Below are 25,384 nucleotides of genomic sequence, written 5' to 3'. Positions count from 1 at the left end.
AGAGGTTAAGTTTACTTGTAGAAAAAGACTTTAAAGGTTGTACCTACCATCCATTTTGATTCAAATTCTATTTTATAATTTGCTAGTTCGCATAGATATTTAACCACCGCTAAACCCAACCCCGATCCTTTAGCGTGATTTTTTGCCTCGACCCCTCGATAGAATCTTTCAAAAATTCTTTTTTGTTCTTCTTCTCTTATACCTATTCCTTCATCTTTTATAATGAGTTGTTCATTTTGGAAATCAATGTATATATCAGAATTTTCGTAAGAATATTTAATCGCATTGGAAAGTAGATTTCTGAAGATTGTGTAGAGTACAAACTTGTCACCTTTTAAGGAGTGAATATGGCAGTTGAAGTGTAGCTTTACCGATTTTTCTTGTATTTTTTCGTAGAGATCAGTTACTACTTCATTGTATAGTGTACTTGGATTTATTACTTCTTTTTTTAATTCGTATTCTCCAAATTCTGCTTTCGAAAGAAGAGTTAGTTGAGAAATTATATTTTCTATTCTGTCAAGAGATTCTTCGATTTTGGTAACTTGTTTTATAAATTGATTATCTTTCATGAAGTCTTTGAGAATTTGAGTATTTCCTTTTGCTATAGTGAGGGGAGTTCTGAGTTCGTGGGATACAGAAGTTATGAAATCCTCTTTCACTTTTTTTAGTAATTCAAATTCTGTTTTGTCCTGTAATATTAAAAGTTGATATTTTTGTTTGAATGTGAGTTTGCAAAACTTGCTGTATCCTTCAAAGAAATATATATTTGTTTCTATTTCAAAGTCCTCATTATTCAATATATGCTTTGCAAGCTGATCGATTTCATTGAAACTTATGGTGTTCAATAATTCTTTGTTTGCTCCTAATCCCCAAGCTTTGGCCGTGGTATTTGCGTTAAGTATAGTTGTTTTGTTTTCTAACTGTAATACCGCGTCTTCTAAAGAGTCAAATATTTGAAAATCAAACGAACTGGTATTTTTCATATTTTATTTTCACCGTTGTTATCTACTGCATAAGCGTTTTTGTTGAACTTGTATCCTACGTTTCTAATAGTTTTTATCCATTCTTTCCCTATCTTTGATCTGATCATGCTTATATGTACGTCTATGACTCGGTCTGTAATAAATTCATCTCCAAACCAAATCTTGTCGATAATTTCTTCTCTGGTGTAAACTTTTTCTGAATTCCTTGCTAATAGATCAAGTATTTCAAACTCTTTTGAGGTCAATTCAATATTTTTACCTTTGTAAGTTACTAAATAATTGTTTGAGTATATTTCCATTGGTCCAAAAATCATTTTACTTTCGGATTTTTTAAGTCTTTTTAATAAAGCCCTCACCCTTGCTGTAACTTCTCTGGGATTGAAGGGTTTAGTGATATAATCATCTGCTCCTGATTCAATTCCCAAGATTTTTTCTCCATCTGTATTTTTTGCAGAAATGATTATTATACCTATTTCTCTATTCAAAGCCCGAACTTTTGGTAACTCATCAACTGCGTTACCATCGGGTAGCATTAAATCTAGTAAGATTATATCGATGTTTGATTCTTTGTTTAAAACATTTCTCATTTGTGATAACGTACCGGCTTCTAAGATTTGTAAATCTTCTAAACGAAGATAAGTTTTTAATATATCTCTTATGTCTTCATCGTCTTCAACAATTAATACTTTAGGCATGAAAAAGCCTCCATTTATAGATACTCTTCGATTTCCTTGCCTGTTTCTATGTAAACTATTTCTTCGCAAAGGTTTGTTGCGTGATCAGCGATCCTCTCTATGTCTCTAGCCAACAATATATAAGGTATGATAAGTTCTTTGTTGAATGATTCATCCTCCAATTTTTGCACAGCTATTTTTCGAATTTGTCTTTCTAGGTCGTCTACTTCGTCGTCTCTTTTCCATATTTTAACTGCTTGTTGAATGTTTTTTTCTCCAAAGGCTTTATACGAGTCCTTTATCATTTCTAAAGATATACCGAACATCTTTTTTATTTCTTTATTATTTACAATGTCCTTTAAATCAACATGGGCATAGGTTTCAGTTTTTTCTGCAATATTGCATGAAAGGTCGCCTATCCTTTCAAGATTGTTTGCAAACTTTATCATTGTTACTGCGTATCTCAAATCCTTAGCTAAAGGTCGATACCTTGCTACAATTTGATATACTGATTCTTCAATTTGGCGGTTTAATTCATCTATTTGATCATCCGCTTTTAAGACTTTTTCGGCTAATTCAAGGTTTTTATCTTCTAGCGATTTAATAGAATTTTCAAAGGATCTTAAAACTACAGTTAATAGCTTGGATATTTCGCTTGTTAATCGAGTCATTTCAGTTTCAAAATGTGTGTAATCCATTTATTCCACTCCCTATTTTCCTTATATACTTTCTTTTGTTTGCTTGTTTATTAAAGTTTTAGCTAATTCTACCATTTAAATAATCTTCTGTCAATTGTTCTTTAGGGTTTTTTATAATGTCTTCTGTTTTTCCAGATTCGATAAGCTCTCCTTGAAACATAAAATACATATAATCTGATATTCTAATAGCTTGAGCTAGGTTATGTGTAACAATGATTATAGTGTAATTTTCCGACAGGTGTTCAATTAAATTCTCAATTTTTTGCGTTGCTATAGGATCTAGGGCAGATGTAGGCTCGTCCAATAAGATTATTTCAGGATCAATGGCGATAGCCCTAGCAATACACAAACGTTGTTGTTGTCCACCAGAAAGTGAGCTCGCTGGTTTGTCGAGGTCGTCTTTTACTTCTTCCCATAAAGCTGCTCTTTTTAGTGCTGCTTCGATGATTTCATCCATTTTTCTACTATTTCTTGGTGTGTGTAATTTTATTCCAAAGGCAATGTTTTCATAAATAGACATCGGAAAAGGAACAGGTTTTTGAAAAACCATTCCAATTTTTTTTCGAAGCGTTGATAAATCAATGTTATTTTCGTATACATTTTTCCCCTCAAATATTATTTCTCCGCTTGTTCTATAGCCTGGAATTTCATCGTTGATTCTATTAATACTTCTCAACAAAGTTGATTTTCCACAACCTGAAGGTCCTATTATTGCGCTGACTCTTTTCTTTTTGATTTCCATATTTATATCTTTTAAGGCTTGTTTTTGATCGTACCAACCATTAAAATTTTTGATTTCTATCACAATTTCTTTTTCTGTATTCAACTTTTTTGTTTTCCTCCTCTTATTTTAAAGGCTATAGAGTATATTACTAAAATAAGTAATATTAAGAATGCGGAAGTTGCTTTTGCCATCCATTGAGCACTTTCACCATAAGCCATGGTTATAAAATATATATGAGTTGGGAGAGTCATAACGGGATCGAGTAAAGAGTTTGGTAACTTAGTTGAATAGAAAACTGCTCCAGTCAATAAGACAGGAGCGGTTTCTCCGATAACTCTTCCTGCACCAATTAATATTGCTGTTATTATTCTATTTTTTGCTGCAGGAAATAGTATTTTGTAAATAGTTTCAGTTTTTTTTGCTCCTAATGCATAGGCTGATTCCCTTAGTTCCCTTGGTAGAGAGGCAAGGGCTTCTTTTACTGATGATGATATTACTGGTAAAGTCATTATCGCCAAAGTTAAACTTCCACTAAGAAGCGACGTCCCAAATCCAAGAGTTATTGAAAAGAGTGCTAATCCAAACAATCCATAGACAACAGAAGGAACACCGGACAACGAGGTTACGGATACGTCAATTATTCTTCCTAATCTTGATTTTTGGCCGTATTCAGATAGGAATGTACCAGTGAGAACTCCTATTGGTATTGAAAATAACAGGATAAAAAAAATCATCAATAGACTTCCCAATATAGCTGGTCCAATTCCTCCTGCAGTCATACCTTGACTGGGGTACTCTACAAAAAAAGAAGGAGTAAAATATCTTGCACCATCTACTATTACTATTATGATAATTGACAATATTATGCCAAAGGCGATATAACTTATAATTCTGAAAATGAGTGATATAATAGAATCTATTCCAGTTTGCTGTTTCAACTTTTCCAACTCCTCGTTATTCTCCTAGATATCATCGTAAGAATAAAAGATATCGTTAACAAAATTAAACCCGCTGTAAACAACGCAGAGTAGTGAGTACTTCCTATCGGTACTTCCCCCATCTCGCTTGCAATAGTAGCGGTCAAAGGTCTAACCGGATCCCAAATTGATCTAGGAATTATGGCAGCTCCACCCGAAACCATCAATACAACAATAGTTTCTCCTATGATTCTATTTATAGTTAGAATTATTGAATTCAAAATTCCTGATAGGGCTGCTTTGCTTACTATTCTAAATCCGGCAGTGAACCTACTTGCTCCTAAGGCTAAGGCGCTTTCTTTTAAACTGATGTCAACAGATGATAACGCTTCCTGCATGAGAGATGCAGCGTATGGCAGAGATAAAATTGATAATCCAATAGCTGCCAAAAGCAAGTTACCTGCTGACCAAGCACCGAAATTCATCAGGATAGGTGAAATATAAATGAATAAGAATGAACCTATTATAACAGTTGGGATCCCGGATAACAAATCTATCGCTGATTTTATAATTCTTTGCTCCCTGTTCGTGGCATAGTCATACAAGAAAAAGGCAATTATATACCCTACGGGTATAACTATAATAGAGGCAAATCCTGTTAGTATGAAAGAACCTACTATCATTGCTAACATTCCGTACTCTGGTGGATCATATGTTGGATACCAATATTTACTGGTAAAAATTTCAGCCCCAACTTCTGTCAGGGCTGGAAGTGATTCTCTTATGATAAAAATGAATAGACCAATTAATGCCAAAATTCCTACCATTGCAACAGCTGTGATTATACTTTGATTTGCGATATTTTTTAAATCTCGTCTATTCACGAATAAAGCACTCCTTCTAAAAGATAATCTTTTTAAAATCCGTATGCTGCAACGTAACCAGCTTGTTCAACTAACTCTTGACCTCTTTTTGATAGTCCAAATGTCAAATATTGTTTAACTGGACCAGTTTCTGGGTAACCGTTTGTAGCATCAACAAACATATACAATGGTCTTGAGATTGGATATACAGAATTTAAAATATTCAGTTTTGTTGGTTGTACACCTTCAACCGATAAAACTTTTACATCGTCAGTTACGTAACCTACACCTGTATAAGCTATGGCATACATGTTTTGTGCAACTGCTTGTATTTCCGCTTGGGTAGATTCTAACATCTGAACTGTTGGAGTCATCCTTTTACCCTCTAAAACTTTTTCCACAAATGTTTCATAGGTTCCTGAGGCTGTGTTTCTTGAATATACAACGATTCTTTGACCTGGTAAATTAGGGCTCAATTGGTTCCATCTTGTGATTTCACCAGTGTAAATTTTTGCCAATTCTTCTATAGTGATATCATCAATTCCAAGATTCGGATTAACTATTACTGCTATTCCATCGTATCCTAAAACAACGGGAATGAAGTACTTACCTTCTTCATGCATCTGCTCTAATTCAGAATCTTTAAGCCATCTACTTGAGTTTGCAATGTCTGTTGTTCCGTTGAATAAAGCAGCAATACCGGTTGAAGAGCCAGCACCTTCCAATGTGATTGTTAAATCGGGATACATATCTTTTAACTCTTCAATCCAAAGTTGAGCTACTGGAAAAATCGTGTTTGAACCTTTTAGAACAAGTGTTTCTGCAAAACTGAAAAGAGCTATACCAACTAAAACTAACGTTAATAATACTTTCTTCACAATGTTTCCCTCCTTAATTTATGTTTTCGATGTTATTATAACAATCTTTTTTTTAGGTAAAATCAAGTGATGTTAAGAAATATTAAGGAGGTACTTTCATTGATATTTAACCATAATTGATGAACCTAAAAATAAAAATGCTATTACAATTTGATAAATTTTTTAAGCTTTTATCCTTTTCTAAATTTCTAGAATTTGTGCTATAATTGTATTGTAATGTCTCTAAATAAACTAAGTAATTATTTTTAAGAATCGTTAAGAGGTGTTTGATTATGTTGATTGAATCGAAAAGTTATGAGAAAGAAGTAGAAAAGCTATTAAATGTGAAGCTTACTAAAAAAGAAAAAGAAAGAATAAAAACTGCCTATGAATTGGCTGAAACATCTCATAGTGGTCAATTTAGGGATTCTGGTGAGGAATTTTTTGAGCATCCAAAAAGTGTTGGATTGATACTTGCGGGTTTAAAAATGGATGTGGATACTATTATAGCGGGTCTTTTGCACGATGTAGTTGAAGATTGTGGTGTTTCAATAGATAAAATAAAAGATCTTTTTGGGATCGATGTTGCTAATATAGTTTCAGGTGTTACTAAGATTAGCAATTTAAAGCTCAATGAGCGGCTAAACGAAAATGACATGAAATCTTTAGAGAAAGTGGAAACTATCAGAAAGATGCTTTTTGCTATGTCCGAGGACATAAGAGTCATAATCGTTAAATTGGCAGATAGATTACATAACATGAGAACTTTAGAATTCGTCGATAGAAAAAAGCAGATAGCCAAGGCCGACGAAACTTTAAAAATATACGCACCTATTGCCCATAGATTGGGTATCTATAAGATGAAGGAAGAGTTGGAAGATTTGTCTTTTCGGTATTTGTATCCTGAGACATATTTTGATCTAAAGACTAAAATCGAGGAAAAAATAAGACTTGGGCAAAATCGATTGAACGAATACGCGCAGATTATTAAACAAGAGCTTGATAATCAGAAAATTAAAGCGACGGTTGAAGGTCGCTCTAAGCATTTATATAGTATATGGGATAAGATGATTCGAAAAGGAAAAACTTTAGATGAAATATATGACTACATAGCTCTTAGGATAATTACTGAAGATCAGAATAAATGTTATGCTGTGTTGGGAATAATTCATTCTATTTGGTCCCCTGTTCCAGGTAGAATAAAAGATTACATTGCAACCCCTAAATTCAATGGTTATAAATCGCTGCATACCACCGTTATAACCCATAAAGGAGATCCTTTGGAAATTCAAATTCGAGATTGGGAAATGCATGAAGAAGCTGAATACGGCTTAGCTGCCCATTGGGTCTATAAAGAGGGTGTTAGTCAGGAAAAGTTGAAATTTTTAACTGATCTTATGGAATTACACAGGTATATTGCTCAAAATGCTTTTGAATTGAAAGATATCGAAACGAATCTTCTTTCAAAAGAAACTTTTGTATTTACACCAAAGGGAGAAATAATCCATTTACCAAGAGGAGCAACACCTATTGATTTTGCTTTTGCTATTCATACTGAGGTTGGCAATCATTTTTCTGGAGCGAAAGTCAACGGTAAATTAGTCCCTATTTCATACAAATTACAGACTGGGGACATAGTAGAGATATTGATCAATAGGAATTTTCAAGGACCTAGTATTGATTGGTTAAAATATGCTCATTCTCCCAAGACTATATCAAAGATAAAAAAATATTACAGGCAAAAAAACGAAGTGGAGTTAATAGAAAGAGGCAAAGACAAGTTTAGAGAGCTGTCTAAAAAACTTAATTTTTCTATGGATGAAATTCTTGAGAAATTGAAAGAAATAGGATTTTATATTAAATACAATATAAAAAGTGACGACGAATTTTTCATTAAGTTATCTTTAGAAGATATCAGTATTAATACTATTAGAAATATTTTTACCCTCAATGAAAAAGAAGAGGAAACAATCACTACGGTCGAAAAAACTAACTCAAGTAGGAAAGGGATCTCTGTTCTTGTTGATGGTGAAGAAGGAGTTGAAAGTTATTTTGCTAAATGTTGTATGCCTGTTCCAGGTGATGAAATTATTGGTGTGATAACTCGTAGAGGCATCGGCATACATAGAAAAGATTGTAATAATATTCAGGATATTGATGATAGTAAGAAGGTAAATGTTGAGTGGAACGAACTCAATCAAAACAAATTTTCTACAGTATTAATGATTGATGTGGAAAGTAAAAATGTTTTAAATAACGTTAGAAATGTTATAAATAATGAAGGTGGACATATTGAAAAATTCGAAATGACAAATAATTCTAATTATCTTAATATTAGGATATATTTAGCTGTTCAGAATTTAAAGCATCTGAGTCTTTTGAGTAATAAATTGAAAAATTCTAAAGGTGTTTATTCTGTTAGGAGGGTATAATTTGAGGGCAGTGGTTCAAAGAGTATCACAAGCTTCCGTAACCATTTCTGATAACATTGTTGCTCAAATAGGAAAAGGTCTCCTGGTTTTCTTGGGCATTTCGAAAATTGATCAAGTATCAGATATTAGTTGGATGGCTGATAAGATTGTAAATCTTAGAATTTTTGAAGATGATCAAAATAAAATGAATAGATCTTTATTAGATATTATGGGGGATGTGATCGTTGTCTCTCAATTCACTTTATATGGTGATTGTAGAAAAGGAAGGAGACCATCCTTCACTGATTCGGCAACTCCCGAGAAAGCTAAAGTTCTTTACGATAATTTTCTTTCCTACCTTAAAGAAAAATACCCTATAAACGTTCAACAAGGTGAGTTTCAAGCTCATATGAAAGTAAATATTGTCAACGATGGTCCAGTGACTTTACTTTTAGATTCTCAAAAGTTGTTTTGAATTTAATAAATATCTTTGATTGGAGGGATTTTATGAAAGAGTTAGAAGTTACCGTTTTTGTCTACAACGAAGATCCTTTTGAAGCACACATTTCAGCGGAAGGTGTAGAATCAGGAGTTAATCAATCTAATGTACATAAAATATATTTAGGTTATGAAAAACCTCAAAAAGGAGTCGTTGTTAAATTCAAACTACCTAACGGCGAGAAAAAATACATTAGGGGTGAATAGATGATTCTATTTCATTCATAATTTCACTAATATCTATTGGAGAGAAGTGTAATATCTCCTCTTTTATAGTTTTAAAGGTATCGATAAAATATTTATTTTGGTTTCCGGTACTTATTTCTAGTGAACATTCTATTAGTGCAGCCATTAGATCAGAAGTTTTCACGTATGCTCCATAATCATTTTCGAATGGAGCATATATGTATTTTTCGTATTTTTTAATTTTCTCTTTCATAGCAATTTTATTATTGTACCAGTCTTTAATGAAGTCTTTTTCTATTTCTCCAATTATCTCTTCTAAGCCTCGTACTTTTCTTTTAGTGGGGCTTATCACATCACCTGTAAATGCTTCAGGCAAATCATGTAGTATAGAAGCAATCATAATATCGTAAATTTCTTTCATTTGTAAATTAGCTTTTAGAGCTAAAAGATAAGAAATTAAAAAAACGAAAAAAGTATGTGAAGCTACGGAACTTTTAATATTTCTATGATTTTTGTTCCATCTTATCATAGTCACCAATCTTGTTGATATTTCTAACAATTCATTAGCTAATTCTTCTATCTCTTTTTTATCTTGTATATCCATTTTTTTTATTTTCGTTTGGTTTTTTATTTTAGGTTCAGTGTAGTATTCAGGAAAGACTCTTTCGTTAATACTTGCTTCTTTTTGAGCAACGAGAAGGTTTATCATTCTAACTTTTTTTTCTATTTCTTCATCAAAGGCATAATGAATTAATAGTTTTGATCTAATATCGCTATCAAAATAAGATTCTACTTCTTTGTAGGTTTTGTTAATCACTTCATCCCAAAGTTTTTTGCCTTTTTCTTCAATTTTGCTTTTGGTAGCCAATGATATGTCTGATAATCTTATTTTGGGAATTGCTTCATATATTTTGTTGTGAAGTATTTTTACCAAATTTTCCTTAGATTCTTCGGAGAATACAAATATACTTAAAAGAAGGTTGTTGTATATGTTGTCGGATTCGCTAAATCTTACAATTGCAGGATTGTTGTTCCATCTGTAGACTGTAAACAAATTAGAACTTTCTAAAAGAAAATTACCAATGTTCATTTAATCACCTTCTTAATTGATTCAATATTTCGCTTTTGTATTTCTTAATTATTTTAACACATTTTTTAATTTATGATTATTTGAATTGATGGTATAATTTATTTTGTGCTTAGAATAGTGAAATGAGAAAGGGGTTTATATGTGAAAAGTATTTTCATCGCTGGAATTTCCGGGTCAATTGGTCAACAGGCTATAGAAGTGTTAAATAGCGGGTGGTTTAAAGACAATTTTAAGATAGTAGGAGGATCTGTTTATAAGAGTTGGGATAAATTAAAAGAAGCCATAGATAAATACGATCTGATTAGTGCTGGGATAGTTGAAAATATTGAAAATATGCCCAAAACTTTTAATGGTTGTCGCATTTTTACTGGCGCAGATGCTGTTGAAAGGAGCATAGAGTTTTGTAATCCTGATTACTCTCTGATCGCTACTTCTGGTTTTTCTGGGGTTAAAAACACCTTAAAGGCTTTAGAAGTTTCCCAGCGGGTCTGTTTGGCGAATAAAGAATCGATTGTGTGTGGTGGAAATTATGTTTTGGATTATGCTAGCAATCTCAAAAAAGAGATAATCCCTGTTGATAGCGAACACAGTGCGATATTTCAACTTTTGATGGGTGAAACCTCGACTCCAGAGAAGATTATATTAACGGCTAGCGGTGGAGCTTTAAGAGATTACCCAGTTGAAACCCTTGAAAATGTTTCAGTGGAAGAAGTATTGAACCATCCCGTTTGGTCGATGGGGAAAAGAATAACCGTTGATTCTGCATCGATGGTAAATAAGTCTCTTGAATTATTTGAAGCTTTTCATTTATTCAAAATAAACAATATCGAGGTTGCCATCAACAGAAACAGTAGGATTCATTCTATGGTTCAATTTTCTGACGGAGTAATTAAGATGCATTACGGTGTAGCAGATATGAAAATTCCAATAGCTTTTTCGATTTCTTATCCTGAACGAAATTTTGTTTTTGAAAAACCTGATTTATTTTCAGAGAAGATATATTTTGAGAGAGTAGATTTCAATAGATTCCCCGCTTTAAAATTAGCTTATAGCATTCTTGGGAAGGCCCCATTACAAAATGCATTTAACGCCGCAGATGAGGTTGCAGTGGATAGTTTTTTAAAAGGTACAATTAAATTTGGAGATATTTATCGTGTGATATACAAAACGGTAAATGAGGTGCAAACCCAGTATTCTTTTGCAAATAACTTGAGTTTTAATGATTTTGATGATATACTTAAAGTGGATAAAATCAGTAGAAATATAGCGAAAAAATATATTATGGAGGTTATCGAATGACGGTTTTATTATCAATTATTTGGTTTTTGATTATCATATCCGTTATTGTAGTTGTGCATGAATTTGGGCATTTTATTTTTGCGAAAATTTTTAAGACGAGAGTTGAAGAATTCTCTATTGGATTTGGGCCTGCATTATTCAAGATTCCTGGTAAAGAAACCACATTTCGCTTCAATATCATTCCATTGGGTGGTTATGTTAGATTGGCTGGTGAGGAAGTATTAGAAGAAGGTTATACTGATACTGATCCTGCACTGTTTTACAACAAAAAACCTTTCCAGAAATTTTTGATAGCTTTTGCAGGGCCCTTGTTTTCTTTCCTTTTAGGTTATTTTCTTTTTGTTGGAATAGCTGGTGTTTATGGTTTTCCAGAGGTAATGGTTGAAAGATTAGGAAGGGACAGCGTTGCTCTCCAAGCTGGTCTTGAGCCCGGTGATATCATTAAAACAGCAAATGGTGAGTATGTATTTAACCCTTCGATTTTAGAGATGGAAATAGCTTCTGGGAAACCGTTAGAGTTAACTGTTATAAGAAACGGAGAGGAAGTTAATGTTACATTGATTCCAGAGCTTACCAACGATAGGGCAATTTTCACTTTTTATGATATTGAAAACGCCGAAGCGCTCAATTTGAAAAACAAAGAGATTGTTTCACTAAATGGTGAAGAAGATTTATATTTGGTAATGAGCCGAATGGAAAATGGTGATCCAATAGAAATACAGTTAGAAGATGGATCCGTTATTGAAGGTAAGTTAGCTCAATATTCTTATTTTCCCCCCACGTATGAAACAGGTATCGTGTACGCTACTTTTTCAAATGTTATAGCAAAAGGTAACGATTTTTTCCAACAGGGAGATAAAATAATTGAAATTAACGGAGTAGCAATTAATAATGGATCTGATTTGCAAAATATAATTTATCGAACCCAATTGAATACTGGAGAATTAATGTTTGCTGTTTCTGGTAAAGAAATTATTAATGAGTATAAGCCATTTAGTGACGATGCTCTTGAGGTGCTGGTAGAGAGAAACGGTCAGATAATTAATATTGATTTACCCAAAGAAGAATTTTTAGATTTCATCGTTCAGCCTGGGATTTTAGAGGTTCCATACGAAAATTGGCATCCTAAAGGGATTGAGGCTCTTACAGTCCCCATTCAATGGGCAAATAATTTGATTGCTTTAACGTTTAGATCTTTCGGTCAGTTATTCACAGGAAGGTTGAGCGCTGATCAATTGGCAGGTCCGGTTGGAGCTGCTGCCATAATAGGGCAAGCAGCAATGGTTGGTTTTGATGCTATTTTAAATTTAACCGCTTTAATAACTATCAGTTTAGGAGTTTTTAATTTGATTCCAATCCCTGGTTTAGACGGTGGCAGAATCGTTTTTTCTATTTATGAAATGATAACTAGAAAAAGGGTGAGTCCAAAAGTTGAGGCTATAGTGAATACGATAGGATTTTTGTTCTTAATATTTTTGATGATCTTCGTCACTTATAACGATATAATGAGATTTTTCTAATGAGGTGTTCTAAATGTTCTCAGAAAAAGTAGTGGATGTTGGCGGGGTTAAAATTGGCGGGAAGTATCCCATCGTTATTCAAAGTATGACGAATACGGATACAGCAAATGTTGAGAAGACTATGCTACAAATTGAACGTTTGAAAAATTCAGGTGCCCAGATTGTAAGGGTATCAGTGAGAAGTAAGGATGACATTCAACCTTTTGGTGAAATCGTAAAAAAATCTCAAGTGCCTTTAGTTGCAGATATTCATTTTGACTACAGGTTAGCTATAGAATCTATTAAGGCCGGTGCTTCGAAAGTAAGAATAAACCCAGGCAACATTGGTTCAGATGTTAAAATACGAGAAATAGTTAAAGTTGCTAAAGAGTACAACGTACCAATAAGGGTCGGATCTAATTCTGGTTCGATCGCTAAAGAATTTTCTGATTTACCTAGACATAAAGCATTGGCTGAAAGCGCTTTAAAAGAAGTTCGATTGCTAGAAAAAGAAGGTTTTTACGATATTGTCGTCTCTGTGAAATCTGTTGATGCTAAAGAAACTTTTGTTGCCAATCAATATCTTTCGAGGTTGATACCTTATCCTTTTCATATAGGAGTTACTGAAGCAGGTGTGTTTGAGGATGCAGTTATATTGTCATCAGCAGGTTTAGGTTCTTTGCTTATAAACGACATCGGAGATACAATCAGAATATCCATCAGCGGGGATCCGATCAGAGAAGTTGAATTGGCAAAAGATTTGCTAATAGCATTAGGCTTGAAAATAGGGGTAAGAGTAATAGCCTGTCCGACTTGTGCAAGGACGGAAATCGACGTTGAAGGATTAGCCTACGAAGTAAAAAAAATGTTAAAAGGTAAAGAGGTTAAAAAAAATATTACCGTAGCGGTCATGGGATGTGTTGTTAACGGTCCTGGTGAAGCTAAACACTCTGATATCGCCATAGTTGGAACCAAAAATTCATCAGCGGCTATTTTCCTTAAAGGGGAACTTTTCGGTACTTTTAAGAGAAGTGAGATAAGAGAGAAACTTTTTGAGATTATAGAAGAAATTCAGAATTCTTAATTGAAGAAGGGAATACTATGGAGATAGATCCCATTACCGGAAAAAAAATGGATAAAGAGATGAAAAAAAAGAAGATAAAAAAATCTAACGATCAAGATGTTACTGTTTCTGAGGTGAAAGAAAAAGAAGGATTTTTTGATGTATTAGTTGACACAAATATAAAAATTTCTGAAAGTGAGTTAAGGAGTTTGATTGACAATATTCTTAAACTGGGAAACAACTTTGTAAAATCTCCCACCCAATCTAATTTACGAGGATATAGGAATGCTATCAAAGATTTCCTTAAAAGATTGGAGAAACATTGGTATGTGATAAAAAACGATCTTGATTTTAAAAATTCAACACCGCAACTACATATGGTAGCCGAAGTAGTTGATGGCAAACTCATGGAATTGACTGATATGATTTTAAAAAGAGAGAAAAATACTTTAGTGTACGCGTCCAAAATTGACGAAATAAACGGATTGATTTTAGATTTGTACAAATAAAAGGTGTATGGAAGGTGTTTTTTTTGAGTGATTCATTTTTTTATGATACAATAGAAAAAATTCAATCGAAAATAGAAGTAATTAAGGCAAGTTCCATGTGTTTTGTTGCAGAAGATAATTTTATTTTAAATAATTTTAGAGATGAATTATTAAATTCAGTTTCAGCTTTCAATCAGTTAGATACATTAATTATTAAACCTTCTGGTGGAAATATTAAGATAGAGCAAGTTAGGGATGTGGAAGAGTTTTTAATGTATAAACCTAACTATGCAAAGGTGAAGGTTGTTTTTTTTGAGGATATTGATAGATTGAACATAGAAGCAGCAAATGCCGCACTCAAATTAATCGAAGAGCCTCCAGAATATGCTTTGATATTTGGAACTACTACGAGATGGAATTATTTGTTACCAACCATAAAAAGTCGTTTTATAAGGTATGATCTTTCGATCCCTTCACTTTTGGTTGAAAATATTAATCGCAAATATGGTGAAATAGCGATTTATTTCAATTTTTTCCGACATTATGATTTGGGGGTTTTATTGTTTCTGAACGATGAAAGTACCGATGTTTCTAAAGTTAAAGATGAGGTAGAGAGGGTGCTTAACTTTTCATCCAACAATATCGATGAATTGATAAGCAATTTTAAATTATCTCTTGATTTGCCATACAACAAACTGAAGTTTTCTCTTTCATATTATAAATTGTGGAATATATTAATAAATTCAGACGATAAAGAGTTCTTTTATCTAATAAAAAATATTTCTCAAATAAAAAATGATGTTGAAAATTTATCTTTTTTAAGTAATATATCTTCTTTAGGTGCTATTTTGTTGAGAGATGCGATGGTATTTTTGAATTCTTCCAAATGGAAATTTTTTTGGAACAACTCGTTAGTTTATTTCTTTGGCTTAAATGAACATATTGTTAATTTAGAGCAAATTAAAGATAATATATCATATTTGAATAGGGTATCTACGATGAGATTGGCTAACTTTAACTTTGAAATGGAAATATTTACCCATTTTTTTAGAATTAAAAGATGCTTTATTAGAACCATTAAATAATAATACAATGGGAGTGAAATCTTTTGATAGATCTTGAAGCTGAAGTTTATGGGGTAGAGTTGGAAAAGTTAGGTCCCATATATTACTATAATTATATAGGAATTGAAAAAATCAATATATTTGATTATGTTTTGGTTCAAACAGAAAATGGAATAGAAGTTGGTAGGGTTGTGTTGGGCCCTGTTACAATGAGGTTTGAAGAAATAGGCTATGAACCCAACTCAATTATTAGAAGGGTTTCAGACGAAGACAAACAACAAGTAGAAGACAATGTTAAACTAGCCGAAGAAGTTGCACAATATGCAAAACAGATGGTTAGAGAATTAGGATTAAAAATGAGGATTCTTGATGCCGATTTTACTTTTGATAGATCAAAATTGGTAATTTACTTTGGTTCCGATGTTAGAATCGATTTCAGAGAATTGGTAAAGATATTAGCTAAAAGGTACAAAACAAGAATAGAACTTAAACAAGTAGGAGCTAGGGATGAAGTAAAGAAGATTGGATCAATTGGCTTATGTGGACAAGAGGCTTGTTGTAGCAGATTTCTGAGAGATTTTTCTTCTATAAAGATGGAGCTAGCTAAAACCCAACAGATGATGATTAACACAGCTAAAATTTCGGGTAGATGTGGTAAGCTTCTTTGTTGTTTGAAATATGAAAATGATTTTTATAAAGAAGTCCTTAAAAATGTGCCAAATGAGAACTCTACAATAGAATACGATGGAAAGCCAGCTAGAGTTGTAACGGTCAACGTGTTCTTGAAAGAAGTCTCGCTACAAGTAATAGAAGAAAATCAACCAATCTTAATCAAAGTTCCTTTTTCCTATTTCAACAATGGTGATTCTTAAGTTCAACTGCCCCCGTCTAACGACGGAGGCGGAAAGGTTGTGAGAAGATGGATAAGGTTATTTCAAAGAAGGGCTGAATATGGATATTAAATATCCTGAAAGGAGTGAGAAAAACTACTGCATTCCTTTCATTAGTGGAATAGTTACTCTGCCGCAGTAGTTTTTCATGATCATATGAGAACAATTGCAGCTGTATTCATAACAATCGGTATTTTGTTTTTAATAATAGGGTTGATGTTTGCATTTAATATAAAACTTGGTAGACTCCCCGGAGATATAATAATAAAAAGAGAAAATTTCGTTTTATATATTCCTATTACAACGATGCTTATTGTTAGTGGATTAGTCACATTACTATCAATTATCATTCGAAGATTTTTCTAATAATGAATGTAAATTCCTTGGAGGTGTATTCGTTGAAAAAAAATTTAAAAGAACTAAAAAACTTGTCGGTTATCGCTAGAGGAGATATATTGAAGATGACCACTGTGGCTAATTCTGGTCACCCCGCAGGGTCTATGTCTTCTATTGATATGTTTTTATCGGTTTTAAATAGGGCAAATATATTCCCAGATGATCCGTTTAATCCAGATAGAGACAGGATCGTGGTTAGTCATGGTCACACTTCACCAGGATTCTATGTGGCTTTAGCAAGGATGGGCTTTGTAGACATAGAAGAAGTTATTTCAGGATTCAGATATGCTGGGAGCATATTTGAAGGGCATGTTACCCGTGGAATACCTGGTGTTGAGTGGTCAACAGGCAATTTAGGTCAAGGTTTATCAGCTGGGATTGGAATGGCTTTGGCAGCAAAAAAGAGGGGAAAAGACTATAGAGTTTACGTATTTAGTAGTGATGGAGAAAGCTCAAAAGGGCAAATTGCAGAAGCTCGAAGAACTGCCATAAAAGAAGGCTTAAATAACCTAATAGTATTACTTGATTACAACGATATTCAAATATCTGGAAGAGCCAGAGATATCTTATCAGTAAATATAGTTGGAGAATATGAAGCGGCTGGCTGGAACGTTATAGAAATCGATGGACACAATTTTGATCAAATCAATAAGGCTTTAGAAGTAGCTGAAAATGAACCATTAAGGCCAACTGTGATTGTAGCTAAGACGATTATAGGGAAAGGAGTTTCTTTTATGGAAAACACCCCAACCTATCACGGTAAAGCACTCACTAAAGAACAGCTAAGTAAAGCTTTAGAAGAATTAGGTTTAGAAAACGATGTAGAAAAGTACATTGAAAAAAGAAAAAATATGGCTTTAACTAGGGATAAACTAAGTTATCCAAATATTGAATTAAATGTTGAGACGGGACAACCTATAGTATATGGCAAGGGAGAAAAGGTTGCCAATCGTAATGCTTTTGGTAACGCTATTGCTGATCTTGCGAAACTGAACATGGAGAATTTTCCAGTAGTTGCGATCGATTGTGATCTGAAACCATCCGTTAATTTGGAAAAATTTGAAAAAGTCAATCCCGAAGGTTATATTCAAATTGGTATTGAGGAGCATAACGCAGCCACCATTGGAGGAGCATTGTCCGTTAGTGGAGCATTAACTTTTTTCGCTGATTTTGGGGTATTTGGCTTGGATGAGGCATTTAATCAGCAAAGATTAAACGATATTAATCACACTAATTTAAAGACTGTTGTCACCCACTGCGGTATCGATGTTGGAGAAGATGGGAAGACTCATCATGAAGTCAATTATATTGGGATAGTCAGAAGTTTATACCATACTAAATTGATCGTACCTTGTGATGCCAATCAAACTGATAAAGCGATTAGGTACGCTGCAAAAGTTCCTGGCAACTTTGTAATCGCTATGGGAAGATCTAACTTGCCAATCTTGTTAGATGAAGAGGGTAACGTTTATTACAATAACGATTATAACTTCGAGTATGGGAAGTTGGATGTTTTTAGAAAAGGTAGAGACCTAACAGTATTCACATATGGAAGCTTCGCTCATTTAGCGGTGGAAGCTGCTGATAAGTTGAAAGAAGAAGATATACATATTACAGTTATTGGTGTACCCACTCCTTTAGAATTTGACCTTACTCAAGTGAAAGAATACGTAGACAATACTATAGTATTAACCTTAGAAGATCACAACGTAGAAAATGGTTTATCCAATGAACTGTCAAAAGCTATGATCAGAAATTCTTTGAAACCTTCTTATTTTGAACCTATGGGATTAAAAGAATATGCACCGTCTGGAACGATCAAAGATTTGCTAAGAGTTCATGGATTTGATGTAGAATCGTTGGTAAAAAAGATGAAAGGATTAATTGAGAGCAAATGAAGCATGAGGATGATTTAAAATTAACCTTGCAAGAGGAACAAAATGTAAAAAAAGCAAAAAAGGAGCTCCTATTGCCACCATGCGTGAAAGAGAGCGTGTTGTTCGAAGCGTTGTGTCATAAATCATACGTTTTTGACAACGAAAATATTCAAAGAAAACTTGATTCTAATGAAAGGTTAGAATTTCTCGGAGATGCCGTTTTAGAGTTAGTTATCTCCGAGTTTCTTTACAATAATTATCACCTTTCTGAGGGAGAAATGTCAAAGGCGAGGGCTATAATAGGAAGCGAAATTATTTTAGCAGAAGTTGCTTTAAAGTTAAGGTTAGACGACTTTATTTTTTTAAGTAAAGGTGAAGACAAACAAGGTGGGCGAACGAAAAAGTCAATTTTATCTGATACTATGGAGGCTTTGTTTGCTTGTATTTATCTTAGCTGCGGTTATGAAAAGGCAAAGAAGTATATTATAAAAAACATGAAGGAGTACATCGAGAACGCTGTTGAAGGGAATATTTTTCTCGATTATAAGACGAAGTTACAAGAATTAACTCAAGAAAAAACAAAAAAATTGCCTGAATATGTGTTATTGAGTGCTTCTGGGCCCTCACATATGAAAAGATACAAGGTAGCAGTAAAATTAGATGATGAGATACTAGGAATAGGCGAAGGCTTTTCAAAAAAATTTGCGGAACAATTAGCAGCAAAAATTGCTTGTGAGAAGTTTTTGGATTCTATTGGTGGAAATGATGTCGTTGATTAAAGAAATTGAATTCGTTATTTTAAAGAACACATCTTCAGTTTCACTAACAGGGAATTATTGCTACCTGAACTGCAAACATTGTGGCCGCCATTATCTAAATAATATGGCAAGAGTAAAAGATATTGAAGATTTAGTAAAAAAAGGGTTCACTTCTTTTTTAATTAGTGGTGGATTATTGGAAGATAGAAAGGTCCCAATAACTACTTTTGAGGATACACTATATACTCTAAAAACTAAATACAATTTGAAATACAACGTGCATACAGGGTACGTAGATGAAAGTGACATACATGTTTTAAAAAAGATCGCGGATACCGTATCTTTTGATCTGGTTGGAGATCAGCAAACGGTAAAAGAGGTTTATGGGGAATTTGATTATGATAAGATGTGGACTTCTTTGGAATTACTTGTAAATAATGATTTCGTTGTTAAACCACATATTACCATAGGTTTGAATAAAGGAGAATTTTCTCATGAACAAAAAGCAATTGAAAAATTAAAGAAATTTGGAGATCGGATAGATGAAATTATATTTCTAGTTTTTATACCCACGGTTGGAACTGAATTCTATTCTTATCAACCTCCAAAAGTGGCTGAAGTTGTTTCTTTTCTTTCAAGGGTAAGAAACGATTTTTCACATAAAAAGTTAACCTTAGGTTGTATGCATCCTAAAGGGAAATATAGAGAAGAACTACAAACCGAGCTTTTGGGTATTGTAAATAAAATTGTTCAACCTATCGGCAAAGTTATAGAAAAAGCCGAAAGAGAAAATTTCCAGATTAGCTATAGTTACGAATGTTGTGCGTTCTCCTCCAACGGTCGGGTGGGGAGCGGGGCTAGAGGCGCTATATAAAGTTTTAGAGTTTCTAAAAGGCTGCATGATGAGTGGAGGTATATTGTAGAATGGATATTTTACCTTCTTACATGAAGTTATATGAATCAGGTGAACTTCATAGAAGACGTGATTATTTGATCAAACGCTTAGAAGAATGTGATCTTTGCCCTCGTCAGTGTAAAGTAAATAGGCTAAAAAATGTGGGATCTTGTAGGGTAGGGAATGAAATAAAAATTTCCGAATACGTTCTTTATCCAGGAGAAGAGCCTGTATTAAAAGGAGAAAATGGTGCAGGTGGTGTCTTCTTTAGCAATTGCACGATGAGATGTGTGTACTGTCAGAATTTCAATTTCAGTCAGTTGGGTTTCGGAAAGAAGATTTCTACTGAAGAGTTGGGAGAAATTTTCTTAAAATTGCAGAATGAAATGAAGGCCGCTAATTTAGATTTGGTAACAGCAACTCCATACTTACCTTTTATTTTTGATGCTTTAATATATGCAGTAGAAGGGGGATTTCGCTTGCCTATAGTATGGAACTCTTCATCTTATGAAAGTATAGAGACTTTGAAGTTAATGGAAGATGTCGTTGATATTTATTTGGCTGATATAAGGTATACTAGCAATATTGTGGGTAAACGATATTCAGGGGTAAAAGATTACTGGAGTAATGCCAAATTAGCTGTTAAAGAGATGTATCGTCAAATTGGAGAAACTTTTCTGGTAGATGAAAAGTCTAATATTTTAAAAAGAGGAATAATAATTCGTATTCTAGTATTACCGAATTTAATAAACCAAGCAAAAGAAGCCTTAAAATTCTTAAAGTATGAAATCTCGGAAAAGATACATGTCAGCTTAATGGACCAATATGTTCCGGTTTATAAGGCTAAAAATTATGAAAAGTTATCAAGATATTTATATAAATCAGAATATCAGGAAGTAGTCGATTATTTGTATGAATTAGGGTTTGAAAATGGTTGGATTCAGACTCACAATTTAAAAGAAGATAATGAAGTTTTTTCAACGTCACAATAAACATTGGTGACTATCCGAGGGGTGATTTCATGAAAGAAATAGAACTAATGAGGTACGTTCTTGATCAGTTACAAGATGGAGTAATGGCAATAGATGAAAGGGAAAGAATTTTTTACATAAACGATGCCGCCTGTAGGGTTTTAGGTGTTGATAAAGAAAAAATAATTGGACAAAATGTAGTTGAAAATGTTCCTAATACTAGATTGCACGTTGTTTTAAGAACAGGTGAAGCAGAATTCGACAAACTACAGAGTTTAGGGGATAAAGTAATTTTAACTTCTCGTATCCCTATAAAAAATGATAATAATGAAACTATTGCTGTTGCCGCTGTTTTTAGAGATATCACTACATTACAAAAGTTAGCTGAAGAGATCACTAATTTAAGAGAAATGGAAGCTCTACTGAGTTCCATAATTGATTCCACTTCAGATGCAATTTCTGTCGCAGATCAAGAAGGTCGTGTGACTATGGTCAACAGAGCTTACACAAGAATCACAGGATTAACACCAAGAGAGGTCATTGGTAAACCTGCAACTATAGATTTGGCAGAAGGTGAAAGTTTACATATTCAATGTGCAAAAGAGAAAAAACCTATATACAATGTAAAAAAAAGATTAGCCACGAACAAAAAAGAAGTAGTAGCAAGCGTTACCCCACTTTTTGTTAAAAATGAGTTTAAGGGAAGCGTCGCCGTTATTCATGACATTTCCGAAATTCAAAGATTGATAAACGAATTAGAAGCTACAAAAAGGATGTTGAAAAAAGAAAGTGCCACACATACCTTTGATGATTTAGTCGTTAAATCTGAAATTATGAAAGATGTTGTTGCCCAAGCAAGTAAAGTAGCCTCAGTAGACGTCAACCTTTTATTAATAGGCGAATTTGGAGTAGGGAAAGAGGTACTAGCACAAGCTATTCACAACGCAAGTGCGAGGAAAGAGGGACCGTATCTCAAATTAAACTTTTCTTTGATCCCAAGAGAAAGACAAGAAGAATACCTTTTTGGGGAGAATAGCTATCTGGCACAAGCGAATGAAGGGACCCTTTTTTTGGAAAATATTGATCTCATGGATATAGAAATGCAAAGAAAACTTTTAGCTTTCCTTAAAGACAATGTTTTTGATACCAATTATTACGATTTTATTCCTGATGTTAGGTTCATTTTTGCAACTACTGAAGATTTAAAGATTCTTTCTGGTTTGGGTAAATTTTCTAAAGAGCTTTTATACAAAATTTCAGTAGTAAATATAGAAGTTCCACCGTTAAGAGAAAGAAAGGAAGACATTCCTGAACTTGCTCAGCAACTATTACATAATCTAAATAGAAAGTATGGAAGAATAGTTTATGGATTTACTGAAGATGCCTTGAAGAAATTGATGAATTATTCGTGGCCTGGGAACATAAGAGAGTTGGAAAACGTTATTGACCGGGCTATGTTGGCAATGGACAACAGCGATTCCATAGTTACTTCCACGCACATTCCCGATTTGATAGAAAAGGTTGAAGAAGTCACAGGAACGCTTAAGGAAATGACAGAAGATTTCGAAAAAAAGATAATTCTGGAAATCCTTGAAGCAAGTCACGGTAATAAAACAGAAGTTGCCCGAAAATTAGGCTTAACCGTTAGGAACCTTTATTATAAGCTGGATAGATACGGAATTAAGTGAAATTTTTATGTGAATAGGGGGATGAACATTGAAGTTTGAATTTCGTCTAGAGCGATTGAAAGACCTAAAAAAAATTTTAGAAGATAATGCAAGAATGGAATTGGGTAAAAAAAGTAAACAAAGGCAATTAGTTGAAGACGAAATCAAACAGATTAGCAATAAGATTGATACCTTTTCAGATGAATTTACAAAAGAAGTAAAAGATACCATATCGATTACTAAATTATCAAACATGATAGAGTATAAAAATCATTTAAATGAGCAATTATCACAACTACATTTAGTATTACATGAAAAACTGCAAGAAGAAGAAATTGCCCGACAAAATTATTTAAAGGCCAAGAACGAAAAAGATATCCTTCAAAAACTTAAAGATAAAAGATTTGACGAATTTAAAATTCAGGAAAAGAGGGCGAATATAAAAGAACTAGATGAAATTGCTAGATTAAACCATCAACCAAGGGAGGAGAATTATGAATAAGATCAAAGTTTTGTTTTTGTGTTCGAGAAATTCTGCAAGAAGTCAGATGGCTCAGGCATTTTTGAAAAAATACGGAAATGATAAGTTTGAGGCTTACAGTGCAGGTTTAGAAGCAAGTGAAATTCATCCTTTGACCATAAAAGTCATGGAAGAAAAAGGAATATCTATGTCCGAGCAATACTCAAAAAGTTTGGATATATACTTGAACGACAGATTTGGTTTTTTAATAACCGTCTGTTCAAAAGCAGAAAAAGAATGTCCTTTTTTTCCGGGCGTTAGTATAAGATTATATTGGCCCTTTGACGATCCAGCCGCTGCCAAAGGTTCTGAAGAAGAACAATTAGAAGTATTTCGAAAGGTAAGGGATCAAATAGAAAAAAAGGTAATTGATTTCGTGGAAAATACTGATAAATACTCTAATATAAAAGATAATTTTCGAGTGTAAAAACCTTTTTGCATATACTTTATTTTTCAAAGAATTAACCTTCAGCTAAAGTTTGTTTGCTATAATAAATTCATAAAAAAATTAATAAAGAAAAAACCTCTTTCTGTATAATGCCGATAATAAGGTTCGGCAGTTTCTACCAAACAGCCGTAAACTGTTTGACTACAGTAAGAGGGGTGTGAGATTTTGTATTTCAATATCCTACCTCTCTACTGTATGAGAGGTAGGATTTTTTATTTCAAGATTTTAAAAAAGGAGAGATAACCTTGAGTAAGAAAGTCCTTTTGATATCTGGAAGTCAATCAGATGAGATTTTTGTAAAAACTGCCATTGACCTCTTTGAAGAATGGAAGATAAGTTACGACTATAAGGTGTTTAGTGCTCACAGAAATTTGAAAGAGCTAACAAAATTTATCGAAGAACTTCCAAGTAACGAATATTGTGTCATAATAGCTGTTGCCGGCCTTTCTGCTGCCTTACCTGGTGTAATCGCTTCATTAACTAATCTCCCCGTTGTTGGTGTCCCCAGAGATGTAGGTCCTTTAAATGGAATAGATGCATTACTTTCTATGGTACAGATGCCTAGTGGGGTTCCTGTTGCAACGATGGGAATTGGAAGTAGTGGTATGAAAAATGCAGCATACTTTGCAAAAAGGTTGATAGAAGGTGAAAAAGATGGAAGATAAGAAAAATTTTGAGCTTTTATACGAAGGGAAAGCCAAAAAAGTATACAAGTTCGATGAGAAGAAATTGTTGATAGAATTCAAAGATGATGTGACAGCATTCAACGGATTAAAAAAAGATCAAATCCTTAACAAAGGAAAAATCAACAAAGAGATTTCCAAGTTCTTTTTTGAAATGCTGAATAATCAAGGTATAAATACCCATTACATCAACGATTACGATGAAAACTCTTTCGTTGCAAAATGGACAGATTTAATTCCTCTTGAGGTTATAATTAGAAATTACACTGCCGGTAGTTTTTGTAAGAGATATGGTGTGAAAAAAGGCTTGATATTTGATTACCCCTTAGTCGAATTTTCTTTGAAAAATGACGAGTTAGGGGATCCCATGATCTCAAAAGATGCTATCCTTCTTTTGAAAATTACCACAGAAAACGTATTGGATGAAATCGCTTCTATTTCTAAAAAAGTCAACAATATTTTAAGTGATTATTTAAAATCTAAAGGAATTATTTTGGTGGATTTTAAATTAGAGTTCGGAATCAGTAAAAACGATAACAAAGTTACGTTGATCGATGAGATCTCTCCTGATACGTGCCGTTTTTGGGACGCAAATACTATGGAATCTCTTGACAAAGATGTTTATAGGGAAAATAAAGGGGATCTTATCAACGCCTACGAAGTATTACTTGGGAGGTTAGATATATGATGATTAAAGAGGAGCAGAAAACCTTCCGATTTGAAGTAAAAGTAAAGTTAAGGGAAGGAATTTTAGACCCACAGGGAGCTACTACTTTCAAGGTTTTAAGAAGGTTGAATTACAACGTTGAAAGTGTACGATTTGGAAAAAGTATAGAATTAGAAGTAAAGGAAGATAGCTACGAAGCAGCCAAAGATAAAGTCAGAGAAATAGCTTATAAAATTTTAACCAATCCAGTTTTAGAGGATTTTGAAATCGTCGATTTGAATAGGAAGTGAAGAGTGTG

The 25,384-nt window shown here is 33.4% G+C and carries 28 protein-coding genes and 1 riboswitch; of the genes, 20 read left to right on the top strand and 8 right to left on the bottom strand.

All coding sequences use genetic code 11. From position 1 onward, the window contains the following. Positions 1-11: 11 nt before the first annotated feature. The 7 genes from BZ25_RS01345 to BZ25_RS01315 form a co-directional block, all read right to left on the bottom strand. Positions 12-983, bottom strand: coding sequence for a HAMP domain-containing sensor histidine kinase (locus tag BZ25_RS01345; RefSeq protein WP_012209710.1), 972 nt, complete (start codon positions 981-983; stop codon positions 12-14). After that, the gene (locus tag BZ25_RS01340; RefSeq protein ID WP_121567195.1) at positions 980-1,678 is read right to left on the bottom strand and encodes a response regulator transcription factor; all 699 of its coding nucleotides are present in this window, start codon (positions 1,676-1,678) and stop codon (positions 980-982) included. Before BZ25_RS01340 ends, BZ25_RS01345 begins: the two co-directional genes overlap by 4 nt. Before the next feature lie 14 nt (positions 1,679-1,692). Then, positions 1,693-2,355 carry a phosphate signaling complex protein PhoU gene (phoU, locus tag BZ25_RS01335; protein WP_012209712.1) on the bottom strand — a complete coding sequence of 221 codons (663 nt, stop codon included), beginning with the start codon at positions 2,353-2,355 and terminating at the stop codon, positions 1,693-1,695. A gap of 58 nt (positions 2,356-2,413) precedes the next feature. Next, a complete protein-coding gene (gene pstB / locus BZ25_RS01330; protein ID WP_012209713.1) occupies positions 2,414-3,181 on the bottom strand; it encodes a phosphate ABC transporter ATP-binding protein PstB in 768 nt (255 codons plus the stop codon). After that, a complete protein-coding gene (gene pstA / locus BZ25_RS01325) occupies positions 3,178-4,026 on the bottom strand; it encodes a phosphate ABC transporter permease PstA (protein WP_012209714.1) in 849 nt (282 codons plus the stop codon). The genes pstB and pstA overlap by 4 nt, the downstream gene beginning before the upstream one ends. Next, positions 4,014-4,841 (bottom strand): phosphate ABC transporter permease subunit PstC, encoded by an 828-nt coding sequence (pstC, locus tag BZ25_RS01320; protein ID WP_369973671.1) that lies wholly within the window; start codon positions 4,839-4,841, stop codon positions 4,014-4,016. Before pstC ends, pstA begins: the two co-directional genes overlap by 13 nt. A 71-nt stretch (positions 4,842-4,912) precedes the next feature. After that, on the bottom strand, positions 4,913-5,737 hold the full coding sequence (locus tag BZ25_RS01315) for a phosphate ABC transporter substrate-binding protein PstS family protein (protein ID WP_121567194.1): 825 nt from the start codon (positions 5,735-5,737) through the stop codon (positions 4,913-4,915). A gap of 272 nt (positions 5,738-6,009) precedes the next feature. On the opposite strand from BZ25_RS01315, the gene BZ25_RS01310 reads away from it, so the two are divergent. From BZ25_RS01310 to BZ25_RS01300, 3 genes are read left to right on the top strand one after another with little or no spacing between them, the layout of a single operon-like run. Then, positions 6,010-8,148, top strand: coding sequence for a bifunctional (p)ppGpp synthetase/guanosine-3',5'-bis(diphosphate) 3'-pyrophosphohydrolase (locus tag BZ25_RS01310; protein ID WP_121515462.1), 2,139 nt, complete (start codon positions 6,010-6,012; stop codon positions 8,146-8,148). A gap of 1 nt (position 8,149) precedes the next feature. Continuing rightward, positions 8,150-8,602 (top strand): D-aminoacyl-tRNA deacylase, encoded by a 453-nt coding sequence (dtd, locus tag BZ25_RS01305; RefSeq protein ID WP_121567193.1) that lies wholly within the window; start codon positions 8,150-8,152, stop codon positions 8,600-8,602. A gap of 32 nt (positions 8,603-8,634) precedes the next feature. Then, positions 8,635-8,832 carry a hypothetical protein gene (locus BZ25_RS01300; protein WP_121515461.1) on the top strand — a complete coding sequence of 66 codons (198 nt, stop codon included), beginning with the start codon at positions 8,635-8,637 and terminating at the stop codon, positions 8,830-8,832. On the opposite strand, the gene BZ25_RS01295 is transcribed toward BZ25_RS01300, so the two are convergent. After that, the gene (locus BZ25_RS01295) at positions 8,819-9,901 is read right to left on the bottom strand and encodes a YfbR-like 5'-deoxynucleotidase (RefSeq protein ID WP_121567192.1); all 1,083 of its coding nucleotides are present in this window, start codon (positions 9,899-9,901) and stop codon (positions 8,819-8,821) included. The two genes, BZ25_RS01300 and BZ25_RS01295, sit on opposite strands and share 14 nt — an antisense overlap. 141 nt (positions 9,902-10,042) lie before the next feature. Between BZ25_RS01295 and dxr the strand changes: the two genes are divergently transcribed. The 17 genes from dxr to purS all read left to right on the top strand — a co-directional run bounded on the left by dxr (position 10,043) and on the right by purS (position 25,376). Continuing rightward, complete coding sequence (gene dxr / locus BZ25_RS01290) at positions 10,043-11,200, top strand: 1-deoxy-D-xylulose-5-phosphate reductoisomerase (protein ID WP_121567191.1); 1,158 nt, start codon at positions 10,043-10,045, stop codon at positions 11,198-11,200. Then, the gene (locus tag BZ25_RS01285) at positions 11,197-12,720 is read left to right on the top strand and encodes a site-2 protease family protein (RefSeq protein ID WP_121567190.1); all 1,524 of its coding nucleotides are present in this window, start codon (positions 11,197-11,199) and stop codon (positions 12,718-12,720) included. The genes dxr and BZ25_RS01285 overlap by 4 nt, the downstream gene beginning before the upstream one ends. 13 nt (positions 12,721-12,733) lie before the next feature. Beyond that, entirely contained in the window at positions 12,734-13,783 is a 1,050-nt protein-coding gene (gene ispG, locus BZ25_RS01280) for a flavodoxin-dependent (E)-4-hydroxy-3-methylbut-2-enyl-diphosphate synthase (protein ID WP_121567189.1), read from the top strand. A gap of 17 nt (positions 13,784-13,800) precedes the next feature. Then, complete coding sequence (locus tag BZ25_RS01275; protein ID WP_012209726.1) at positions 13,801-14,271, top strand: YaaR family protein; 471 nt, start codon at positions 13,801-13,803, stop codon at positions 14,269-14,271. Positions 14,272-14,294: 23 nt separating this feature from the next. Next, positions 14,295-15,335: a hypothetical protein gene (locus BZ25_RS01270; protein WP_147429920.1), complete on the top strand. Its 1,041-nt coding sequence runs from the start codon at positions 14,295-14,297 to the stop codon at positions 15,333-15,335. A gap of 23 nt (positions 15,336-15,358) precedes the next feature. Further along, entirely contained in the window at positions 15,359-16,186 is an 828-nt protein-coding gene (locus BZ25_RS01265) for a regulatory iron-sulfur-containing complex subunit RicT (protein WP_199171157.1), read from the top strand. 174 nt (positions 16,187-16,360) lie between these two features. Beyond that, positions 16,361-16,570 (top strand): DUF2905 domain-containing protein, encoded by a 210-nt coding sequence (locus BZ25_RS01260; protein ID WP_121515455.1) that lies wholly within the window; start codon positions 16,361-16,363, stop codon positions 16,568-16,570. Between the two features lie 32 nt (positions 16,571-16,602). After that, a complete protein-coding gene (locus tag BZ25_RS01255) occupies positions 16,603-18,498 on the top strand; it encodes a transketolase (RefSeq protein ID WP_121515454.1) in 1,896 nt (631 codons plus the stop codon). Next, the gene (rnc, locus tag BZ25_RS01250; RefSeq protein WP_012209731.1) at positions 18,495-19,256 is read left to right on the top strand and encodes a ribonuclease III; all 762 of its coding nucleotides are present in this window, start codon (positions 18,495-18,497) and stop codon (positions 19,254-19,256) included. Before BZ25_RS01255 ends, rnc begins: the two co-directional genes overlap by 4 nt. Next, the gene (locus BZ25_RS01245) at positions 19,240-20,109 is read left to right on the top strand and encodes a radical SAM protein (RefSeq protein WP_233552334.1); all 870 of its coding nucleotides are present in this window, start codon (positions 19,240-19,242) and stop codon (positions 20,107-20,109) included. The genes rnc and BZ25_RS01245 overlap by 17 nt, the downstream gene beginning before the upstream one ends. A gap of 50 nt (positions 20,110-20,159) precedes the next feature. Further along, complete coding sequence (locus BZ25_RS01240; RefSeq protein WP_121515452.1) at positions 20,160-21,122, top strand: 4Fe-4S cluster-binding domain-containing protein; 963 nt, start codon at positions 20,160-20,162, stop codon at positions 21,120-21,122. 29 nt (positions 21,123-21,151) lie between these two features. After that, positions 21,152-22,789: a sigma-54-dependent Fis family transcriptional regulator gene (locus tag BZ25_RS01235; RefSeq protein ID WP_012209735.1), complete on the top strand. Its 1,638-nt coding sequence runs from the start codon at positions 21,152-21,154 to the stop codon at positions 22,787-22,789. Positions 22,790-22,817: 28 nt separating this feature from the next. Beyond that, positions 22,818-23,270, top strand: coding sequence for a flagellar export protein FliJ (fliJ, locus tag BZ25_RS01230; protein ID WP_012209736.1), 453 nt, complete (start codon positions 22,818-22,820; stop codon positions 23,268-23,270). Then, positions 23,263-23,715, top strand: coding sequence for an arsenate reductase ArsC (locus BZ25_RS01225; RefSeq protein ID WP_012209737.1), 453 nt, complete (start codon positions 23,263-23,265; stop codon positions 23,713-23,715). The genes fliJ and BZ25_RS01225 overlap by 8 nt, the downstream gene beginning before the upstream one ends. A gap of 83 nt (positions 23,716-23,798) precedes the next feature. After that, positions 23,799-23,900, top strand: a riboswitch (purine riboswitch). An 81-nt stretch (positions 23,901-23,981) separates the two neighbouring features. Next, positions 23,982-24,401 carry an AIR carboxylase family protein gene (locus tag BZ25_RS01220; protein ID WP_121515450.1) on the top strand — a complete coding sequence of 140 codons (420 nt, stop codon included), beginning with the start codon at positions 23,982-23,984 and terminating at the stop codon, positions 24,399-24,401. Beyond that, positions 24,391-25,107, top strand: coding sequence for a phosphoribosylaminoimidazolesuccinocarboxamide synthase (gene purC / locus BZ25_RS01215; RefSeq protein ID WP_121515449.1), 717 nt, complete (start codon positions 24,391-24,393; stop codon positions 25,105-25,107). Before BZ25_RS01220 ends, purC begins: the two co-directional genes overlap by 11 nt. Further along, positions 25,104-25,376 (top strand): phosphoribosylformylglycinamidine synthase subunit PurS, encoded by a 273-nt coding sequence (purS, locus tag BZ25_RS01210; protein ID WP_012209740.1) that lies wholly within the window; start codon positions 25,104-25,106, stop codon positions 25,374-25,376. Before purC ends, purS begins: the two co-directional genes overlap by 4 nt. The last annotated feature ends 8 nt before the right edge of the window (positions 25,377-25,384 follow it).

The sequence above is a fragment of the Petrotoga sp. Shatin.DS.tank11.9.2.9.3 genome, assembly GCF_003665005.1.
In the GTDB taxonomy this organism is placed as follows: domain Bacteria; phylum Thermotogota; class Thermotogae; order Petrotogales; family Petrotogaceae; genus Petrotoga; species Petrotoga mobilis.
This window is presented reverse-complemented; position numbering and strand designations above follow the sequence as displayed.

Excerpts from the sequence above, each read along its gene's own strand:
- BZ25_RS01345 (WP_012209710.1), bottom strand. The coding sequence starts at position 983 with ATGAAAAATACCAGTTCGTTTGATTTTCAAATATTTGACTCTTTAGAA.
- BZ25_RS01340 (WP_121567195.1), bottom strand. The coding sequence starts at position 1,678 with ATGCCTAAAGTATTAATTGTTGAAGACGATGAAGACATAAGAGATATA.
- phoU (WP_012209712.1), bottom strand. The coding sequence starts at position 2,355 with ATGGATTACACACATTTTGAAACTGAAATGACTCGATTAACAAGCGAA.
- BZ25_RS01310 (WP_121515462.1), top strand. The coding sequence starts at position 6,010 with ATGTTGATTGAATCGAAAAGTTATGAGAAAGAAGTAGAAAAGCTATTA.
- BZ25_RS01300 (WP_121515461.1), top strand. The coding sequence starts at position 8,635 with ATGAAAGAGTTAGAAGTTACCGTTTTTGTCTACAACGAAGATCCTTTT.
- BZ25_RS01295 (WP_121567192.1), bottom strand. The coding sequence starts at position 9,901 with ATGAACATTGGTAATTTTCTTTTAGAAAGTTCTAATTTGTTTACAGTC.
- BZ25_RS01285 (WP_121567190.1), top strand. The coding sequence starts at position 11,197 with ATGACGGTTTTATTATCAATTATTTGGTTTTTGATTATCATATCCGTT.
- ispG (WP_121567189.1), top strand. The coding sequence starts at position 12,734 with ATGTTCTCAGAAAAAGTAGTGGATGTTGGCGGGGTTAAAATTGGCGGG.
- BZ25_RS01275 (WP_012209726.1), top strand. The coding sequence starts at position 13,801 with ATGGAGATAGATCCCATTACCGGAAAAAAAATGGATAAAGAGATGAAA.
- BZ25_RS01260 (WP_121515455.1), top strand. The coding sequence starts at position 16,361 with ATGAGAACAATTGCAGCTGTATTCATAACAATCGGTATTTTGTTTTTA.
- rnc (WP_012209731.1), top strand. The coding sequence starts at position 18,495 with ATGAAGCATGAGGATGATTTAAAATTAACCTTGCAAGAGGAACAAAAT.
- BZ25_RS01245 (WP_233552334.1), top strand. The coding sequence starts at position 19,240 with ATGATGTCGTTGATTAAAGAAATTGAATTCGTTATTTTAAAGAACACA.
- BZ25_RS01240 (WP_121515452.1), top strand. The coding sequence starts at position 20,160 with ATGGATATTTTACCTTCTTACATGAAGTTATATGAATCAGGTGAACTT.
- BZ25_RS01235 (WP_012209735.1), top strand. The coding sequence starts at position 21,152 with ATGAAAGAAATAGAACTAATGAGGTACGTTCTTGATCAGTTACAAGAT.
- BZ25_RS01225 (WP_012209737.1), top strand. The coding sequence starts at position 23,263 with ATGAATAAGATCAAAGTTTTGTTTTTGTGTTCGAGAAATTCTGCAAGA.
- purC (WP_121515449.1), top strand. The coding sequence starts at position 24,391 with ATGGAAGATAAGAAAAATTTTGAGCTTTTATACGAAGGGAAAGCCAAA.
- purS (WP_012209740.1), top strand. The coding sequence starts at position 25,104 with ATGATGATTAAAGAGGAGCAGAAAACCTTCCGATTTGAAGTAAAAGTA.